The sequence below is a fragment of the Aeromonas sp. QDB17 genome (genome assembly GCF_027705305.1).
Taxonomy (GTDB): domain Bacteria; phylum Pseudomonadota; class Gammaproteobacteria; order Enterobacterales; family Aeromonadaceae; genus Aeromonas; species Aeromonas caviae.
On the sequence record NZ_JAPDBP010000028.1, the window covers coordinates 24,766 to 43,672 of the forward strand.

The 18,907-nt window shown below is 60.3% G+C and carries 19 protein-coding genes; 13 read left to right on the forward strand and 6 right to left on the reverse strand.

The annotated features are described in order from the left end of the window. Window positions 1–23: 23 nt before the first annotated feature. Complete coding sequence (gene ltaE / locus OKC41_RS18840; RefSeq protein ID WP_201893768.1) at window positions 24–1,040, forward strand: low-specificity L-threonine aldolase; 1,017 nt, start codon at window positions 24–26, stop codon at window positions 1,038–1,040. Between the two features lie 63 nt (window positions 1,041–1,103). Here ltaE and OKC41_RS18845 read toward each other — a convergent pair whose 3' ends face one another. The 4 genes from OKC41_RS18845 to OKC41_RS18860 all read right to left on the reverse strand — a co-directional run bounded on the left by OKC41_RS18845 (window position 1,104) and on the right by OKC41_RS18860 (window position 4,387). After that, on the reverse strand, window positions 1,104–1,535 hold the full coding sequence (locus OKC41_RS18845) for a PAS domain-containing protein (protein WP_201890085.1): 432 nt from the start codon (window positions 1,533–1,535) through the stop codon (window positions 1,104–1,106). 32 nt (window positions 1,536–1,567) lie between these two features. Then, complete coding sequence (locus tag OKC41_RS18850) at window positions 1,568–2,590, reverse strand: response regulator (RefSeq protein WP_029314668.1); 1,023 nt, start codon at window positions 2,588–2,590, stop codon at window positions 1,568–1,570. Window positions 2,591–2,636: 46 nt separating this feature from the next. Next, the gene (locus OKC41_RS18855; protein ID WP_113978772.1) at window positions 2,637–3,581 is read right to left on the reverse strand and encodes a LysR family transcriptional regulator; all 945 of its coding nucleotides are present in this window, start codon (window positions 3,579–3,581) and stop codon (window positions 2,637–2,639) included. 83 nt (window positions 3,582–3,664) lie between these two features. Then, on the reverse strand, window positions 3,665–4,387 hold the full coding sequence (locus OKC41_RS18860) for a DUF2982 domain-containing protein (RefSeq protein WP_327790093.1): 723 nt from the start codon (window positions 4,385–4,387) through the stop codon (window positions 3,665–3,667). A gap of 148 nt (window positions 4,388–4,535) precedes the next feature. Between OKC41_RS18860 and OKC41_RS18865 the strand changes: the two genes are divergently transcribed. The 5 genes from OKC41_RS18865 to OKC41_RS18885 all read left to right on the forward strand — a co-directional run bounded on the left by OKC41_RS18865 (window position 4,536) and on the right by OKC41_RS18885 (window position 10,452). Continuing rightward, the gene (locus OKC41_RS18865) at window positions 4,536–6,476 is read left to right on the forward strand and encodes a bifunctional diguanylate cyclase/phosphodiesterase (protein ID WP_201893876.1); all 1,941 of its coding nucleotides are present in this window, start codon (window positions 4,536–4,538) and stop codon (window positions 6,474–6,476) included. 154 nt (window positions 6,477–6,630) lie between these two features. Further along, complete coding sequence (locus OKC41_RS18870; protein ID WP_270672268.1) at window positions 6,631–8,193, forward strand: AbgT family transporter; 1,563 nt, start codon at window positions 6,631–6,633, stop codon at window positions 8,191–8,193. A gap of 67 nt (window positions 8,194–8,260) precedes the next feature. Further along, window positions 8,261–8,986 (forward strand): oxygen-insensitive NADPH nitroreductase, encoded by a 726-nt coding sequence (gene nfsA, locus OKC41_RS18875; protein ID WP_041215036.1) that lies wholly within the window; start codon window positions 8,261–8,263, stop codon window positions 8,984–8,986. Between the two features lie 153 nt (window positions 8,987–9,139). After that, entirely contained in the window at window positions 9,140–9,904 is a 765-nt protein-coding gene (locus OKC41_RS18880; protein WP_010675007.1) for a hypothetical protein, read from the forward strand. Beyond that, the gene (locus tag OKC41_RS18885) at window positions 9,898–10,452 is read left to right on the forward strand and encodes a VOC family protein (RefSeq protein ID WP_270672269.1); all 555 of its coding nucleotides are present in this window, start codon (window positions 9,898–9,900) and stop codon (window positions 10,450–10,452) included. Before OKC41_RS18880 ends, OKC41_RS18885 begins: the two co-directional genes overlap by 7 nt. Here the strand turns inward: OKC41_RS18885 and OKC41_RS18890 are convergent. Continuing rightward, window positions 10,437–11,690: an MFS transporter gene (locus tag OKC41_RS18890; RefSeq protein WP_042880683.1), complete on the reverse strand. Its 1,254-nt coding sequence runs from the start codon at window positions 11,688–11,690 to the stop codon at window positions 10,437–10,439. The genes OKC41_RS18885 and OKC41_RS18890 overlap by 16 nt on opposite strands. Window positions 11,691–11,783: 93 nt before the next feature. Here OKC41_RS18890 and OKC41_RS18895 point away from each other — a divergent pair, with 93 nt between their 5' ends. Next, window positions 11,784–12,686 carry a LysR family transcriptional regulator gene (locus tag OKC41_RS18895; RefSeq protein WP_042880680.1) on the forward strand — a complete coding sequence of 301 codons (903 nt, stop codon included), beginning with the start codon at window positions 11,784–11,786 and terminating at the stop codon, window positions 12,684–12,686. A 66-nt stretch (window positions 12,687–12,752) separates the two neighbouring features. Here the strand turns inward: OKC41_RS18895 and ribA are convergent, their stop codons facing one another. Continuing rightward, window positions 12,753–13,346, reverse strand: coding sequence for a GTP cyclohydrolase II (ribA, locus tag OKC41_RS18900; protein ID WP_010675003.1), 594 nt, complete (start codon window positions 13,344–13,346; stop codon window positions 12,753–12,755). Window positions 13,347–13,609: 263 nt separating this feature from the next. Here ribA and cmk point away from each other — a divergent pair, with 263 nt between their 5' ends. The 6 genes from cmk to pyrF all read left to right on the forward strand — a co-directional run bounded on the left by cmk (window position 13,610) and on the right by pyrF (window position 18,880). After that, complete coding sequence (cmk, locus tag OKC41_RS18905) at window positions 13,610–14,302, forward strand: (d)CMP kinase (protein WP_010675002.1); 693 nt, start codon at window positions 13,610–13,612, stop codon at window positions 14,300–14,302. Between the two features lie 93 nt (window positions 14,303–14,395). Then, window positions 14,396–16,066, forward strand: a complete 1,671-nt coding sequence (gene rpsA / locus OKC41_RS18910; RefSeq protein WP_010675001.1) for a 30S ribosomal protein S1 — start codon at window positions 14,396–14,398, stop codon at window positions 16,064–16,066. A gap of 92 nt (window positions 16,067–16,158) precedes the next feature. Further along, on the forward strand, window positions 16,159–16,443 hold the full coding sequence (gene ihfB / locus OKC41_RS18915; RefSeq protein ID WP_005299934.1) for an integration host factor subunit beta: 285 nt from the start codon (window positions 16,159–16,161) through the stop codon (window positions 16,441–16,443). Window positions 16,444–16,599: 156 nt separating this feature from the next. Further along, a complete protein-coding gene (locus tag OKC41_RS18920) occupies window positions 16,600–16,884 on the forward strand; it encodes a LapA family protein (protein ID WP_010675000.1) in 285 nt (94 codons plus the stop codon). 9 nt (window positions 16,885–16,893) lie between these two features. Then, window positions 16,894–18,060, forward strand: a complete 1,167-nt coding sequence (lapB, locus tag OKC41_RS18925; RefSeq protein WP_201893772.1) for a lipopolysaccharide assembly protein LapB — start codon at window positions 16,894–16,896, stop codon at window positions 18,058–18,060. Between the two features lie 121 nt (window positions 18,061–18,181). Next, on the forward strand, window positions 18,182–18,880 hold the full coding sequence (pyrF, locus tag OKC41_RS18930) for an orotidine-5'-phosphate decarboxylase (RefSeq protein ID WP_201893774.1): 699 nt from the start codon (window positions 18,182–18,184) through the stop codon (window positions 18,878–18,880). The last annotated feature ends 27 nt before the right edge of the window (window positions 18,881–18,907 follow it).

An 18,907-nucleotide genomic window follows, 5' to 3' on the forward strand; every position in this document is an offset into this window, starting at 1 on the left:
TCGTCCTGCATCAGGAGGATGACATGCGCTATATCGATTTACGAAGTGATACCGTGACCCAACCCACGGAAGCCATGCGCCAGAGCATGCTGCATGCCGAGGTGGGAGACGATGTCTATGGGGAAGATCCCAGCATCAATGCGCTGGAGCGCCGCGGCGCCGAACTGCTTGGCAAGGAGGCGGCCCTGTTCGTGCCCTCCGGCACCATGTCCAACCTGCTGGCCATGATGAGTCACTGCCAGCGTGGGGAAGGGGCCGTGCTGGGGGCGGCCTCCCACATTTATCGCTACGAGGCCCAGGGCTCTGCCGTGCTGGGCTCGGTGGCCCTGCAATCGGTCCCCATGCAGGCGGACGGCACCCTGGCCATCGAGGATGTGCGGGGGGCCATCGCTCCCGATGATCCCCATTTCGTCCAGACGCGCCTCGTCTGCCTGGAAAATACCCATAACGGCAAGGTGCTGCCATTGACCTACCTGCGCGCCATGCGCGAATTCGTCGACGAGAAGGGGTTGAAGCTGCACCTGGACGGGGCTCGCCTCTTCAATGCGGTGGTGGCGAGCGGGGAGCCGGTGGCCGCCATCGCGGCGCCTTTTGACAGCATCTCTGTCTGCCTCTCCAAGGGACTGGGGGCGCCGGTGGGTTCCCTGCTGGTGGGATCGGCTGTGTTCATCGCCCGCGCCCGACGGCTGCGCAAGATGCTGGGGGGCGGCATGCGCCAGGGAGGGATCCTGGCCCAGGCCGCCCTGTTCGCGCTGGATCAGCACGTTGCCCGGCTGGCGGATGATCATCGCCGCGCCAGGCGTCTGGCAGAGGGGCTGGCCGCGTTGCCAGGCATCACACTCAACTTGGGGGAGGTGCAGACCAACATGGTATTCCTGCGCCTGACCCAGGGAGATCCCGTCACCTTGCTGGGTTTCATGAAGGAGCGCGGTATTCTCTTCTCCGGCTACGGGGAACTCAGGCTGGTGACCCACCTGCAGATCACCGACGATGACATCGACGAGGTGATCGACGCCTTCACCGAGTATCTGAGTGGCTGACGCCATTCCCCATCGCAACAACAAGGGCGCCATCGGGCGCCCTTGTTGTCATGGCAGGGGCGGTCATCCCTGGCGCTGGCCGGTGATCAGCATGGCCTCGTCGGTGGCGTCATAGATCATGATGGCCAGATGGGTGACCTCTCCGGTGAAGTCGGCCAGCGGCACCAGGGTCAGGTTCTGGTACATGTAGGGGGCCGATCCCGTGATGGGGCGGTAGTTGGAGAAGCGCAACAGGTAGGGGCGCTGCTCCCAGGTGCTGAAGGCACGGTTGTTGAGCTTGAACACCATGTTGGCCTTGCGCTCGAACCAGGCCTTGTCCACATCGGGGAAGAGCGAGAACAGCCCTTGATCGCGCACCTCGCCTGCCAGCCGGCCGCTGTGACTCTCCATGAAGCCGTTCCACACCTGGATCCGGTACTCCCTGTCGAGCACGACCAGCCCCACGTCCAGATTCTGGACGATGTTCATCAGCCAATGAAATTCCCGAATGTCCATGGTCACTCCTGGTGGTTGCTGCCGCGGGACGGTCAGAGCATGTGCATGATCTTGTTGTTCATGGTGGCGATGGAATCTTCGGTAAACAGCAGCAAGAGATCGCACTGCACCGCATAGCCCTGCACCCGATAGTTGATCTCGATGGCCAGAGTGCGGCGCCAGCGGCTCTGGTTGGTCCGAATGAGATCCTGAATGGGCCTGTGCTGGCCCAGCACCACGGGGTGACCCTGGCTAAAAGGGGTGTCGAGCTGGTTGGCATAGCCGCGCAAGAAGGCGCCAATCAGCACGTTGGCGGTGTCCATCAGCAGTTCCAGCTCGGCGCCGTGATCTAGCTCCCCCTGATGGTTCATCAGGCGGGCCAGGTCCTGGAAGCTGGCATCGTGGAACAGCAGCAGGGCCTCCCCGGCGATCCCGGCCCCGATAAAGCCCTGACAGACCGCAGAGAGCGTCTCCGATTCGGCGGCGGCCGAGAGCGCCATGTGCAGCTCGGAGACCTCCAGCACGTTGACGTTGGGGATGGGGAGCAGCACGAAGGCGCCGAGCAGGCGGGCCAGCAGATCCGCCCCCTGGCCCATGGCGACGTTGGCCAGCTCCTGATAGACATCCCGCAGCTCGGGGGTGAACTGGATGCTGCTCTGGGCAGCCTGGTGGCTGGCGACGGGCTGGTGTTGGATGGCCGTCACCTGGGTTGCTGATTGCCATAGACCGTGGCGCTTGAGCAAGGCAAGGAGGGTGTCCGGGGAGGCCGGCTTCTTGATGAAATCGAGGGCGCCAAGAGCCATGACACGCTCATGGGCTTCCGGCTGGATGTCGCCGGAAACCACGATCACCTTGCTGCGCACCCCCTCTCGCTTGAGGGTCTCGAGCACGCCATAACCGTCCATCTCCGGCATGGTGAGATCGAGAAAGATCAGGTCCCCGTGCCCCATCAGGATCTGCTCGACCCCTTCCAGTCCGTCCGCGGCCTGGTGCAAGGTAACACCCCAATCGGCGGGCAGGGCGCGCACCAGCTGTTTGCGCGCGAACCCGGAGTCATCACATATCAATACATTCATAGTGTTAGCCGACCTGTGCAACGAGGATTGCGCTAAGTGTGGGTCATCAGCCGTCAGATGCAACGGGCAGCGGCTGCGCCGGTGAAAATTGATCGTTCTGCTGGCGGGTACGATAGCGCTCGGAGTGCTTCTCGACGAAATCGGCGAACATCTTAACACGCAACGGGGTGAACCGGGGCTGACAATGGAGCATGTAGAAGGGACGTTTTCCTGACTGCCAGTCCGGCAGGACGGGGACGAGCTGACCATCTTGCAGGAAGGGGTGCACATAGTGCTGCGGGGCGTTGACGATGCCGAGGTGGCGCTGGGCTGCCCGCACGGCGGCCTGGGTCTGGTCGATGCAAAGGCGGGGAGTGCGCTTGATGCAGATCGTCTGTTCGTCCCGCCCGCTCAGTTGCCAGTGCTGGTGGGGCCAGCAGTAGATGAGATCGTGCTCTTCCAGCTGGGTCGGGTGGGAGGGCACACCCATCTTCTCCAGATAGAGGGGGGAGGCGAACAGACCGTACTGGATGTGACCCAGACAGAGGGCGTTGGGCAGGGTCTGGGGGAGCTCGCCGTTGAAAAAGACCAGGTCCCTGTCCTGATCCGCCTGGAGGGCATGGTCGTTGGACTGGCGGATGTCGAATTGTACCCCGGGATAGCGCAGGCCGAAGTCCACCAGCATGTCGACCAGGATGGTGTTGGAGAGGGCGATGGGGGCCGCGAGGCGGATGAGGCCGCTGATGTCCGTCTCCTCACCCCGAATTTCGCCGGTGGCCTGCTCTATTTCCGCAAGGGGGGTACAGAGGCGCTCGTAATAGCGCAGCCCTTCGTCCGTGAGACGCAGCTTGCGGGTGGATCTGTGCAGCAGGCTGCATCCGAGCTGCTCTTCCAGTTGGGAGATACGTCGACTGATGGTGCCGGTCGGCATGCCCAGCGCAGCGGCGGCGTGGGAGAAACCGCCCTCTTGCACCACCTTGACGAACAGATAGAACTCTTCGATGTACTTCATAAGCGGTTTTAGGGGGTGTTCTGGCTGTAACAAGCCAGTGACCTTATGAAGAGTCACCGGGCTTGGCAAGCGCAATCCGGCGTTTAATTGATCTGGATTAGATTCGACTCGCGCTGGTATTGCTGGAGCAGATGGACGAAATCTTCCGGGGATCTGTCCAGGCTGTTGTCCGGCACCAGCAGATCGTACCCCAGCAGATCACGCAGCCGTGCCATGCGGTTGCCGAGCATGGCGATCACCCCCTCATAGCGCTGGCCGGAGGGTGAGCAGAAGCGGCTCTCCTCCAGCAGTCCCTCTCCCAGGAGCCCACTGCCGCACCCTCCGGTCGGGCAGTCGGAGCGCTCGCTTCGCATGGCCTGCATCAGCACGGCGCGCTGCTCGGTCAGCAGACGGACGGCGAGCCTGGGTGTGATCAGCGTCAAAAAAGCGTCGTAATCCTTTATTTTCAAGCCGATGTAGGGCAGCTCCACCAGATCCCACCCCAAATGGATACGTGGTTGGTCAATTCGCTGAATATTTCTCCATTTCAGGATCCAGCCGCCGTACTTGTGATGGTATTGCAGGCAGTCCTGACACAAAGAGAGACTAAAATGAGGCTCACCCAGTTTCCAAACCCCGACAAGAATTGTCATCAGGCCCGCCAGGAGGAAGGAAATGGCGGGGATTAGTAGTTGTTCACGAAGAAAAAAAAGTATAAAAATCATAGCAATGGTTATCACCATGCCCAACAATACCAGTGTGAGTCCATTTCTTCGTACCATGGGGATCACATGTAGCGTTTTCATATGATTTCGGCCTTTTTTCATCCGTTTGTTATCCGATTATGGGCCGGAACGGATTTTGTACCAGCGTGAATACTCCTGTCAGGGGGCGCAAGCGACTGGTTCGACCATGAGCTTTCAGCATGAATCATCACTCAACATGAATACGCTAGACGAACGCCTGCTCACCGTGATGGATGTCCTCCACACGCCGGTCTGGGTCTATGACATCCAGCGTCATCATATTTACTGGGCCAACGATGCTGCCCTCGGGCTCTGGGAGGCGAGCTCCCTGGCCGAGCTGAAGTCCCGGGATTTCTCCGCCGACATGGCCGCCGCCATCGATCTGCTGCTGCAGCGCTATCTCGGCGATTTCCAGCAGGAGCGCAGTTACAACGAGTGGTGGACCCTCTCGCCCAAGGGGGTCAAGAAGCAGGTCTATCTGCGTCTTTCCGGGATCCAGCTTGCCGGAAGGCAGATGATGATGGCGGAAGCGGTCATCGATGCCGACACCCTCTATCAGGAGTCCTCCCTCGCCACCGGCGACACCCTGGCCTGTCTCTTTGACAACGAGGGGCGCCTCGAGAGCGGCAACCATCACTTCGACATGTGCTTTGGCACCGGCATTCTGACGCTGCCCCAGATCTTCTCCGGTGCGGACGAGGCCTTCTATCGTCGCCTCTCCCGTCTGGACGAAGTGGTGGCCGAAGGGGAGTGTCGCACCCAGAAAGGGATGCGCTGGTTCCAGTACCAGTTTCGCCATATCCAGCAGGGGGCACGGATCCTGCTGACCATGCGGGACATCACGGATCGCAAGCTCGAAGAGCTGGAGCATCGCCACCTGGCCTGGCACGACTCCCTCACCGGGTTGCTCAATCGCTACGGCCTGATGAAATCCCTGGAAGCCTATTGCGGCCTCGGGGGGCGCTTTGCCCTGGTGTTCATGGATCTGGACAACTTCAAGCTGGTCAATGACAACTACGGCCACAAGGCAGGGGATCGCCTGCTGGAGCGGGTCGCCGGACGGCTCAAGCAGATCTGCCCGCGGGACGTGGAGCTGGCGCGCCTTGGCGGGGACGAGTTCACCGCCCTGGTGCCCCTCAACCAGGCGAGCGATCGGGCCCAGGAGGTGGCGGATCTCATGCTCTCCCAGATGAGCAAGCCACTGCAGCTGAGCGGTGTCCCCGAGGTCACCATCGGCGGCAGCATCGGCATCGCCATCTACCCGGACGACGCCGATGATGGCGATAACCTCATCACCCGTGCCGACATGGCCATGTACCAGGCCAAGCAGATGGGGCGGCTTCGCTGGCAGCGCTTCACCCCCAGCATGCAGCAAAGCCTGCATCGCAAGCTGACCCTCAAGCAGTTTCTGGCCAAGGCCGTCGGTCGGGGGGAGCTCAGCCTGCGCTATCAGCCCCAGGTGGATGTGGCGCAAGGTCAGGTCATCGGTTTCGAGGCCCTGGTACGCTGGTACAATCCCGTGCTCGGCCATGTGTCGCCGGCGGAGTTCATTCCGCTGGCCGAAGAGATGGGGCTCATCCGGGAAATTGGAAGCTGGGTGCTTTCCACCGCATTGGCCCAGATGGGGGAGTGGCAGCGACAGGATGGGGTGAGGGTGCCGGTGTCGGTCAATCTCTCGGGCTTCCAGCTCTCTGCCAGTTTGCCGGAGCTGGTGGCCCAACTGCTCGAGGCATTCTCGGTGGAGGCGGCACTGCTGACCCTGGAGCTGACCGAGACGGTGCTGATGCTGGACATGAAGGGGTGCATCGAGATCCTCGACGCCCTGAGCGAGCAGGGGATCAAGATCGCCATCGACGACTTCGGGACGGGCTACTCGTCGCTTGCCTACCTCAACCGGTTGCCCATCGACACCATCAAGCTGGACCGCTCCTTCGTGGTGGGGCTCAACCTGCCGGTGATCCGGGCGACGGTGGCCATGGCCACCAGTCTGGGGCTCGGGATCCTGGCGGAAGGGGTGGAGGAGGAGCACGAGCTCGCGGCCCTGCAGACCCAGGGTTGCCATGTCTTCCAGGGATTTCTGTTCAGCCGTCCCATGACACCGGAAGAGGTGGCGGCGGCGGGGTTCGCAGTACAGTGCCGGCTGGGCCGCTATCCCCTCGCAAACCATTGAGAAAGTTGTCGATAAATGTGCGGCATCTCCCATTTATGAAGTGCGAGATGCCAAATTAAACATAATTAATCGAATTTTTGTCTCATATCATGGGATCCATTAGACGTTATCGCTAGTATGCGCGCTCATTCCTTGGTAATGGAGTATCACCATAATGAGTCAAGCTGCAGTGAACGAGCGTCCGGCCCCTCCCAACGGCTGGTTGAACCGCTTTCTGAACGGGGTGGAGAAGGCGGGCAACAAGCTGCCGGATCCCGCCATGCTCTTCCTCTATGCCTTGCTGATCGTCTGGGTCGGCTCCTGGATAGGCTCCCAGTTCTCCTTCGATCTGGTCAATCCCCGCACCGGAGAGGCTGTGGTCATCAACAACCTGTTGACCGGGGCAGGGCTGGCGGACTTTCTCGCCAGCATGGTCACCACGTTCACCGGGTTTGCTCCCCTTGGCATCGTGCTGGTGGCCATGCTGGGGGTCGGGGTGGCTGAACAGTCCGGTTTCATCAACACCGGGCTCAAGAAGCTGCTCAAGGTGACGCCGGCGCGCTTTCTGACCCCCATGCTGATCCTGGTGGCCATCGTCAGCCATACCGCCGCCGATGCGGGCTATGTGCTGGTGATCCCCATTGGCGGCATCATCTTCCATGCGGCGGGTCGTCACCCGCTGGCGGGGATTGCCGCAGCCTTTGCCGGGGTTTCCGGCGGGTTTGCCGCCAACTTCCTGCCCTCCGGCGGGGATGCGCTGCTTCAGGGGTTCACCCAGTCTGCAGCCCAGTTATTCGACCCTGACTACATGGTCAACACCCTGTGCAATATCATCTTCACCGGCGCTTCTTCCTTGCTGATCATCTGCGTGGGCTGGTTTGTCACCGAGAAGATTGTCGAGCCGCGCCTCAAGCAAGTGCCCCTCAACGAGGATCTGGAGAGCGCCGACGAGATGGGTCGTTACAGCGCCCAGGAGAGCCGGGCCTTCAACTGGGCCGGGTTTGCCATGCTGGCGGCCGTGGTGCTGCTGGGGCTGGCGCTGGCCCCCGGCGACTCGCCGATGCGGGCACCGGACGGTTCCCTCACCACCTTCGCCGCGCCGGTGATGAAGTCCATCGTGCCCCTCATTTTCCTGCTCTTCATCCTGCCCGGGATCGTCTATGGCTTTGTCGCCGGCAGCTTCAAGAGCGGCAAGGATGTGATCGACGCCATGTCGGCCACCATGAACAAGATGGGCTCCTACATGGTGATGGCCTTCTTCTGCGCCCTCTTCATCAAGGCGTTCGGGGATTCCAACCTCGGTACCTTGCTGGCGCTCTCCGGTGCCGAGGTGCTTCACGCCCTGGCGCTGCCGGGAGAGGTGACCATCGTCGGCATCATACTGCTGACGGCTACCGTCAACCTGGTGGTGGGCTCGGCCTCCGCCAAGTGGGCCCTCATCAGCCCCATCCTGGTGCCCATGCTGATGGCGGTGGGCATCTCGCCCGAGCTGACTCAGGCCGCGTATCGGATGGGGGATTCCGCCTCCAACATCATCACCCCGCTGATGGTCTTCTTCCCCCTGGTGGTGGTCTATTGCCAACAGTATGTGAAGAGCACAGGCATCGGCACCCTGGTCTCCATGATGCTGCCTTACTCCCTGGCCTTCCTGGTGAGCTGGACGGGCTTCCTGCTGCTCTACTGGGCGCTGGGGTTCCCGCTTGGGCTACAGGCCCCCTATGTCTATCCTGCCCCTTGAGGGTGATGGGGGGCCTTGGGCCCCCCGCTTTTTTTGGGTAGAGTGTGACCTTCATCCCGGAGGTACCATGAACCCGACCATCGATCTCATTCTTTCCCATCGCTCCATTCGCCAGTTCACCTCAGAGCCCGTCAGCGCAGAGCAGTTGGATCAGATCCTGAGCGCCGCCCAGAGCGCCGCGAGCTCCAGCTTCCTCCAGGCCAACAGCATCATCCGGGTCACCGACAAGGGGTTGCGGGCCACCCTGGCGGAGCTGGCCGGCCATCAGGCCTATGTGGTCGAAGCGGCGGAGTTTCTGGTGTTTTGCGCCGACTACCATCGTCATAGCCAGATAGTGCCGGAGGCCCGCACCGGCTTTGTGGAGCAGCTCATGATCGGGGCCATCGACGGCGCCCTGATGGCGCAAAATGCCTTGCTGGCGGCCCAGTCACTTGGGCTGGGGGGGGTCTATATCGGCGGCATTCGCAACAATCCGGCCGAGGTGAGCGAGGTGCTGGGTCTGCCCCATCAGGTGATCCCGCTGTTTGGCCTCTGCCTGGGCCATCCCGCCCAGCGGCCGGAGCAAAAACCGCGGCTGCCCCGGGCGCTGGTGGTGCACGAGAACCGCTATCCTGCCACCCTGGACCGCGCCCTGCTTGCCCGGTACGACGGGCAGATCCACGACTACTACCAGGCCCGCAGCAGCAACAACAAGGATCAGACCTGGAGCGGACAGATCAGGGGGATCCTGGGCAAGGAGGCGAGGCCCTTCATGCTGGGATTCCTGCAGTCGAAGGGTTTTTGCCTCAAGTAATGGGGGCGGCGGGCGATATGGAGCATGACGCACCGGATGCGGTCACCGCCTGCGAGCGTTCTTGTGAGGCAATACGGGATCTGGGCGCTACCCTATGAGGCTAAGCTGTTGTAGGATCTCGCAATTGGATTGGGACTGGAGTGTGAACACCCTATGATTTTAACCCTGATATTGCTGTCAATCGGCGCACTCCTGTTTCTGGTCATCGCCTATAACGTGGTGCAGCAATACAAGCAGAAGGCCGAATCGGACAAGCGCCAGGCCATTGCCCGTCACAAGGCGGTGGCAGACGAGACCGAAGAGGTGTTGCTGAACGTCAACCTGGTGCCCTTTTCCAAAAACATGGTGCTGCTGTTGCAACACCGGATCCTGGATGCCTACCGCGCCATCGCGCTGGTGATGCCCAATGCGCAGGTCAAGCAGCGCATCGCCGATGTCCAGCTCCAGATCAAGAACGTGCAGGAGAACTACAGCAGCCAGGACGAGGGACATTTCAAGACGCCGGAGTCCGACCGCCAGGCCATCCAGATGCTGCAACTGGCCAAGAAGATGCGGGCCGTGCTGCGGGTCGAGCACAACAAGGGCAAGATAGATCCCCAAGGCTTTGCCCAGGAGGATCGCCGCCTCGAGCTGATGCAGCTCAAGATCAACATCGCCAACCTGCTCAAGCGGGCCATGGATGCCCAGATCCAGGGGCAGTACGGCACCTGCCGCCAGCTCTACACCAAGGGGCTGGGGGCGCTGGCGAATGTCACCGACAAGGATCCCTACCTGCTGGCGCGGGAAGAGGACATGCGGCAGGGGATGCGCCAGCTGGAAGAACACCTGCAGCAGCACAGCGAGAAGGAGCTGCAAAACATCAAGGACAAAGAGACGGACGAACTGGACGTCCTGTTCCAACCCAAGAAGAAATGGTGATCATGTCACATCCACTGGATTCCACACTGGGGCCAATGGCCCCATTTGTTTGCCAACTGCTCACGGAAATGCGTGCCGTCATGGGAGTCAAGGACTCCCCCGTGGTGGATCACCTCTGCTACCGCGCCGCCACCCTGCCGGAATATCTGGAGTTGAAAGCGGTGCTGGCCGCCCACGGAGTCTTGCTGGTGGAGGGGATGATAGGCGGTCGTCCCATCGCCACCTATCGCCTGCACCAGCCCGTCTGCTGGGAGCAGGTGACCGTCCCCTGCATCGAACTGGCCGCCCCCAAGGCGGGCCGAAGCCATCAGGCCGGGCTCGAACATATCGAGTTGGTGGTGCCCTCGCTCACGGCCTTGGTGACGACGCATCCCGATGTCCCCTTCAAGACCGGCAACACCGATGACGGACGCAACCCGGATATAGGATTGATGCTGCCCTCTGGGCAGATCAAGTTTCATCTGCGCCCGCTTGAGGAGGTGATAGACGAAGAGCTGTGCACCGGCGCCGTGGTGCCGGTACCGGCGGACTATTATGACGGTCTGTGAGGGGAGGGCCCGTTGACGGGAGCCTGATCCTGTGGCGTCAACGCACAAGCGGGCGCCACACGTCCTTTCAAGTGACCGAGCCAGAGGCTCAACCCCGCGGTGATCATCAACACCAGCTCGATGCCGAGTACCAGACCCCAGAGCCCCCCTTGCTCCCAGAAGGGGTGCAGATAAAGCCCACCCAGACTGGCTCCCAGGTAATACCCCACCAGATAGAGCGACGAGGCGAGCGCCCGGTTGTGCTCCACGTGCTGGCCGACCCAGGCGCTGGCACAGGCGTGGGCCAGGAAGAAGCCAAAGCTCGAGACAAGCAATCCCCCGATGATGGCGACAAGGCTCCCCTGCAACAGGGCCAGGCTGCCGAGTGCCATCAAGGTTATTCCCGCCAGCAGCAGACGTTGTGCTCCCCAGCGATGGGCCCCGCGGCCGCTCAGTGAAGAGGCGACGGTGCCGGTGAGGTAGGTCAGAAACAGCATGCCGAGCCACTGGGTCGGCAGGGAGAAGGGGGCCTTGGCCAGCAGGAAGGTGAGATAGCTGTACTGGTTCAGGAAGACCATGAAGTTGAGGCCGCCGATGAGATAGGCCCCCACCAGCAGGGGGTTGCCAAGGTGACTCTGGATGGCGCGGCGCAGTTGCCCCGGTGCTGCCTCCACGGCCACGAAGCAGCGCTGGGCGGGCAGCAGCCAGATGACCAGTGGCAGCAGGGCGAGGCTGATGATCCCGATACCGAGGAAAGTGTGCTGCCAGTCACCAAACCAGCCAGCCAGCAGACCGCCGACCACCCGGCCCGCGATGCCCCCCAGGGAGTTGGCCGCGATATAGACGCCGACGGCTACGATGAGGGCACGTTTGCTGAACTCTTCCCCCATGTAGGCAATGGCGGTGGCGGGCAGCCCTGCCAGCAGGACGCCTTGCAGGATGCGCAGGCTCACCAGCACATCAAAGTGGGTGACCCAGGGGATGCACAGGGAGAGCAGGATGGCGGCCGCCAGGGTCCACAGCATGATCCGCCGCCGTCCGAACCGATCAGCCAGACGGGCACAGACGAGCAGGGAGCCTGCAAGCCCTGCGGTGCAGCCTGCAAGCGTCCAGCTGGCGGACAGGGCGCTGACCGAGAAAACCTCTGCCAGGAGTGGCAGCAGGGGATGGGTCTGGTAGAGATTGAGGAATACCAGGAAGGAGCCCAGGCTGAGGGCCAGGGTGGCGCGTATCCATTCGCGACTGCCTACTTCGATCATATGGAGTTGTCCCGACGACTTTTGTGCAGGGTAGTGCGACGAGACGTATAAATATAATATATTTAAGTTATTGCCCTGATAAATGAAATTGATATGGATCTGAAACAGCTCGGATACCTGCTGGCGGTGCGCGATGCCGGCTCCTTCACTAGGGCGGCCCAGGGGCTGAACGTGGCCCAGCCTGCCGTCAGCATGGCCATCGCCAAGCTGGAGCAGCAGCTCGATCTGCGGCTGTTTGACCGGCAGGACCGCAGCGTGCGCCTCACCCCTGAGGGAGAGGTCCTCTGTCGCCACGCCGAACGGCTGCTGCGCCAGATGCACCAGGCCGAGGCCGAGATGGCCGAGCTCAAGGGGCTGGAGCGGGGGGAGGTGCGCATCGGTATCCCCTACATGATGGGATCCTATTACTTCCCGCCAATCCTGATGGCGTTCAAGCATCGCTATCCCGGCTTGAAGATCCGGGTGGAGGAGGCGGGCACCCGGGAGCTGCTTAGCCGCATGGTGGATGGCAGTCTGGATCTCGCCATCCTCATCACCAGCGATCTGCCACCGGCCCTCGAGGGGGCGCAACTGCTGCGGGAAGAGATGCTGATGGTGGTGGGGGAGGAGCACCCCCTGCGCGGCGCTGAGGCGGTCTCGCTGCCACAGTTCTTCAGCCAGGAGCTCGCCATGTTCCGGCGAGGCTTCTACCACAGGGAACACATGGAGGTGTTGGCGCAGGGGCTGGGGGTAGAGCCTGACATCGCGTTCGAAAGCAATCTCATCCCGCTGCTCAAGGCGGTGGTGCGTCAGGGATTCGCCGTGACCACCTTCCTGCGTATGGCGCTGGAAGAGGAGCCAGCCCTCACCGGCATCCCTTTTTCACCCCCCATCTTCCTGGATCTCTGCGTCGCCTGGCGACGGGGGGATCCGCTCTCCATGGCGAACCGAGCGTTGCGGGATTTTTTGCTGGCGCAAGGGGATGTGTCTAATCATTACGCTACAGATACTGAATGATTCAGTGGTATCACCAATAAAAACGCCTCCAATCTGGAGGCGTATGCTGACAAGGTGGATGCAACCTTATTTCTTGAACAGGTGATCCAGCTTGTTTGCCTTGGTGGAGAGATAAAACTCGTTGTGGGGATTGCGACCTTCCTGAAGGGGCACGCGCTCCGCCACCGGGATGCCAAAGGATTCCATCGCCTTCAACTTGCGCGGGTTGTTGGTCATCAGGCGCAGTGACTTGACCTCGAGCGCCTTGAGCATGTCGGCACAGATGGTGTAGTCGCGCATGTCGGCGGCAAAGCCAAGCGCCACGTTGGCCTCCACGGTATCGGCCCCCTGATCCTGCAGATGATAGGCCCGGATCTTGTTGAGCAAGCCGATGCCTCGCCCTTCCTGACGGACATACAGCAGGACGCCGCGGCCCGCCTTGGCGATGTTTTCCAGCGCGGCCTGCAATTGGAAGCCGCAGTCACAACGCAGACTGAACAGGGCATCCCCGGTCAGACACTCGGAATGAATGCGTCCCAGCACGGGTTCGCCGTCTGCGATATCGCCCATCACCAGCGCGGCATGATCCTTGCCCGTGCCGGTTTCCTGAAAACCAACCAGCGTGAAAGTGCCCCAGGGGGTCGGCAACTTGGATTTGGCCACGAGGGTAACGCTGCTCATATGGTTGCTCCTGACTACAGCTGCTTAAAAAAGGGCGGCCAGTTTAGCGCGCATTGTTCGGAACAACCATAAGAACAAAACCTTGCGTGAGAAGTGGGTTAACCCGATTGGTCAGAATAGGTGCAATCGCGACGACATTTGCGCAATTGTGTGCCCTGACAACTGCCAGCGACGGCGCATTCGGGTATAATCGGCGCCCATTACCCCATCCCGACAGGGATGTGTGCAACCAGTCAAGATGCCGAGTGCGCAGGAGAAACGTTATGGCTCAGATGGCCCCCGTGATGACTATTGATGGCCCAAGTGGCGCAGGAAAAGGCACCTTGTGCCAGTTGCTGGCTGAAAAACTGGGCTGGCACCTGCTCGATTCCGGTGCCATCTACCGGGTGCTCTCCCTGGCAGCCCTGCATCACGATGTGGAGCTCGATTCCGAAGCCGCATTGGTTCCTCTGGCCGCCAATCTGGATGTGCAATTCCAGGTAGAAGGGGCGCTGGTCAAGGTGATCCTCGAAGGGGAGGATGTTTCCCGCACCATTCGTACTGAAGAAGTGGGCAACGCAGCCAGCAAAATCGCGGCGTTTCCCCGGGTACGTGAAGCCCTGCTGCGTCGTCAGCGAGCATTTCGCCAAGCCCCCGGTCTCATCGCCGACGGTCGCGACATGGGTACAGTGGTTTTCCCCGAAGCGGATGTAAAGATTTTCCTCGACGCCAGCGCCGAGGAGCGGGCCCAGCGCCGCTATAAGCAGTTGCAAGATAAGGGCTTTGATGTTAACTTTGAGCGTCTTTTAACCGAGATTCGGGAACGTGACGATCGCGACAGAAATCGCGCCGTCGCTCCCCTGAAACCCGCGGAAGATGCTCTTGTTGTAGACTCAACGTCCATGACCATAGATGAAGTGCTGGCAACGGTGCTTGCCTATGCAGAGCAACAACTTGGTGATGTCAGCGCAAACTGATGTCAGTCGTCTGCACCAAGGATGGCGCAGATAATTTAAAACAACCCCGCTTGTGCCGGATTGCAAGTGGATGTTTCATTTGTGACATAAACAATGATCGAATCTTTTGCTCAACTCTTTGAAGAGTCCCTGAACGCCGTTGAAACCCGTCAAGGTTCCATCGTCAAGGGCACTGTCGTTGCTATCGAGAACGGTTTCGTACTGGTTGATGCCGGTCTGAAATCCGAGTCTGCTATCCCGGCTGAAGAATTCAAGAACGCCATGGGCGAGCTGGAAATCAACGTAGGTGACTCCGTTGACGTGGCTCTGGACTCTATCGAAGATGGTTTCGGCGAAACCAAGCTGTCCCGCGAAAAAGCCAAGCGCCACGAAGCCTGGCTGCAGCTTGAAAAAGCTTACGAAGAGCAAGCTACCGTTATCGGTATCATCAACGGCAAGGTCAAGGGTGGTTTCACCGTTGAGCTGAACGGCATCCGTGCCTTCCTGCCGGGTTCTCTGGTTGACGTGCGTCCGATCCGTGACACCGCTCACCTGGAAAACAAAGAACTCGAGTTCAAAGTCATCAAGCTGGACCAGAAGCGCAACAACGTTGTGGTTTCCCGTCGTGCCGTGATCGAGACCGAGAACACCTCCGAGCGTGAAAGCCTGCTGGCCAACCTGCAAGAAGGTCAAGAAGTTAAGGGTATCGTCAAGAACCTGACCGACTACGGTGCATTCGTAGATCTGGGCGGTGTTGACGGCCTGCTGCACATCACCGACATGGCGTGGAAGCGCGTTAAGCATCCTTCCGAAATCGTCAACGTTGGCGACGAGATCGCTGTCAAGGTTCTGAAGTTCGACCGCGAGCGTACCCGTGTATCCCTAGGCCTGAAGCAGCTGGGCGAAGATCCCTGGGTTGCTATCGCCAAGCGTTACCCGGAGACCACCCGTCTGTCTGGCCGCGTGACCAACCTGACCGACTACGGCTGCTTCGTTGAAATCGAAGAAGGCGTTGAAGGCCTGGTACACGTATCCGAGATGGATTGGACCAACAAGAACATCCACCCGTCCAAGGTTGTCAACGTTGGCGACGTGGTTGACGTGATGGTTCTGGACATCGACGAAGAGCGTCGTCGTATCTCCCTGGGTCTGAAGCAGTGCAAATCCAACCCGTGGCAGCTGTTTGCCGAAACTCACGCCAAGGGCGACCGTGTTTCCGGCAAGATCAAGTCCATCACTGACTTCGGTATCTTCATCGGTCTGGATGGTGGTATCGACGGCCTGGTTCACCTGTCTGACATCTCCTGGAACAACCAGGGCGAAGAAGCCGTGCGTGAATTCAAGAAGGGCGACGAAATCGAAGCCGTTGTTCTGCAAGTGGACCCGGAGCGTGAGCGTATCTCCCTGGGCGTCAAGCAGATCGAAGAAGACCCGTTCAATAAGTACCTGTCTGACAACAAGAAAGGTGCTATTGTGAAGGGCAAGGTTACCGAGGTTGATGCCAAGGGTGCCGTGATCGAACTGGCTGACGGCGTAGAAGGCTACCTGCGTGCCTCCGACGCTGCTCGTGACCGCGTAGAAGACGCCACTCTGGTGCTGTCTGTTGGTGACGAAGTTGAAGCCAAATTCATGGGCGTTGATCGCAAGAACCGCACCGTAAGCCTGTCTGTCCGTGCCAAGGACGAGGCTGATGAGCGTGTTGCCATCGACAGCCTGAACCAACAAGAAGAAGTTGTGTTCAGCAATGCCATGATGGAAGCGTTCAAAGCCGCCAAGGGTGAGTAATCCTTGATGCAAGAAAAGGGCGGCATTGCGCCGCCCTTTTTTATCTTGGCAAAATGATTATTGCATGTGATCGGGGAAGGAGATTTAACCTTATGACCAAATCAGATCTCATCGAACAACTGGCAGCCAGCCGCATGCATATGCCGGCCAAGGATGTCGAAGCCGCTATCAAGGAGATCCTTGAGCAGATGGCATCGACCTTGCAAAACGGCGACCGGATTGAAATCCGAGGATTTGGCAGTTTCTCGCTGCACTATCGTGCGCCCCGCGTGGGTCGCAACCCCAAGACCGGGGACAAGGTTGAACTGACCGGGAAATATGTCCCGCACTTCAAACCTGGCAAAGAGTTGCGCGAACGCGTCAACATCATCGAATAATGCAGAAAACGGCATACCTGAGTATGCCTTTTTCATTTTTATGGCCTGGAGTCTGCCCGTTGTCGGGTTTCTCACACTCTTTTCCCATTCGCGCTAGAGTCTGCCTGTGATTTTAAGGATAATCAGTCACTCATTCGCTACAGACAGGGAGCTCCCATGAAGCGTATCTTGGCCCTCATTCCACTGGTGCTGGTGTTTGTCCTGACCCTTGCCATCGGTTCTCAAAATGGTCAGCTGGTGCAGTTCAACTACCTGATTGCCCAGGGGGAGTTCTCGCTCTCCATGTTGCTGGGGTTCTTCTTCGCCGGCGGTTTTCTGCTGGGCTGGCTGGTATTTGGTCTGCTGTTCCTGCGTCTCAAACTGCAAAATCGCACCCTGAACCGAACCATGCGTCGTCAATCTCGCGAGTTGGAGCTTGCCCGGTCGACAACCAAGGAATAATGTCCCTCGATGCTTGAACTGCTTTTCCTGCTGTTGCCCATCGCCGCCGGTTATGGCTGGTACATGGGCCGCAGGAGTGTTCGCCAGGACACCCAACAACAGAGTAACCAGTTTTCCCGCCAGTACGTGGCGGGCCTCAACTATTTGCTCTCTGACGAGTCGGATAAGGCGGTGGATCTCTTTATCCAGCTGCTGGAAGTCGACAGCGAAACCATCGAAACCCACCTCTCCCTCGGCAACCTGTTCCGTCAACGGGGTGAGGTCGATCGCGCCATCAAGATCCATCAGAACCTGGTCGCCCGTCAGCTGACCCGTGAGCAGCGTCAGCTTGCCTTGCAGGAGCTGGCCCGTGACTTTCTGGCTGCCGGATTGCTCGATCGGGCCGAAGCACTCTGGAAAGAGCTGTGTGATGACAGCGATTTCGAAGAGACTGCTCTGGCACAGCTCCTGATCATTCATCAGCAGTTGCGTGACTGGGACAATGCCATCGCCGTGGCGGTGCGTCTGCAGAAATTCCAGGGCAAGAAGCTGGCCGAGCCCATTTCCCACTTCTATTGCGAACAGGCGGAGATTGCCTTGCGCGATGGCGACAAGCCTGCGGGCATCGCCAAGCTCAAGCGTGCGCTTGGTGCCCACCCGGCCTGTGCCCGCGCCAGCTTGCGGCTGGCCGATCTGGCGATGGAGGAGGGCAGGTTCGAGGATGCGGCCAAGGAGCTGTTGCGGGTGTTCGAGCAGGATATCGACTTTGCCTCCGAAGCCATGCCAAAACTGCTCGAATGCTATCGCCAGCTTGGTCGCAGCCAGGAGCTGATCCCGCTGCTTGAAAAAGCGGTAGAGGATCATGCGGGGGTCAGCGTGACCCTGGCGCTGGCCAATCTGGTGGAGGCCCGCGATGGGTTGAGCCAGGCCCGTGCCCTGGTGCTGCGCCAACTGCGTCGCCACCCCTCCATGAAGGGCTTTTATCAGCTGGTCGGTTTCCAGTTGGCCAGTGCCGAGGAGGGGCCTGCCAAGGAGAGCCTGGAGCTGCTGCAACAGCTGGTCGGTGAGCAGATCAAGATCAAGTCGACCCACAAGTGCCGCCAGTGCGGCTTTGCCACCCATTCGCTGTTCTGGCAATGCCCTTCCTGCCGGCAGTGGGGCACCATCAAGCCGATCCGAGGGCTGGATGGAGAGTAAACGCCAGCGAGGCCAACACGCCCGGGCGAGCACGGATACCCAAGAATTTCAGATGCCAGCGTGCAACCGGGCCCCGGCTCTGCTGTGCCTGGCTGTGGCATAACAATCCATAGGAAGTGACATGCAAGACCCCAAAGTACTGGTCGCGCTGGATTATCAGCACGAAGCCGACGCCTTTGCCTTCATTGAGCAGATCTCACCGGCCCAGTGCCGCCTCAAGGTAGGCAAGGAGATGTTTACCCTGTTTGGTCCCCAGTTCGTTCGTCAACTGGTGGCCAAGGGGTTCGACGTCTTCCTGGATCTGAAATTTCACGACATTCCCAACACCGTCGCCAAGGCGGTGGCGGCCAGTGCGGAGCTGGGCGTCTGGATGGTGAATGTCCATGCCAGCGGTGGCGAACGCATGATGCGTGCCGCCAGAGAGGCGTTGCTGCCATACGGCGACAAGGCGCCCCTGCTCATCGGGGTAACCGTGCTGACCAGCATGGAGCAGTCCGACATGGCGCCCCTGGGTCTGGATGTGACGCCGGCAGAACAGGTGATCCGCCTGGCCACCCTTGCCAAGACGGCCGGGCTGGATGGTGTGGTCTGCTCTGCGGAAGAGACGAGTGCGCTGAAGGGGCTGCTGGGAGCCGAATTCAAGCTGGTGACACCGGGCATTCGTCCGAGCGGGTCGGCTGCCGGCGATCAGCGCCGCGTCATGACGCCGCTGGCAGCGGTGGAGGCGGGTGCGGATTATCTGGTGATCGGGCGTCCCATCACCCAGTCCTCGGATCCCGCCGCCGTGCTAGGGGCGATCAATGCCGAGCTTTGCCGGTAACGGCGTAATGGGCGAATGAGCGCAGGC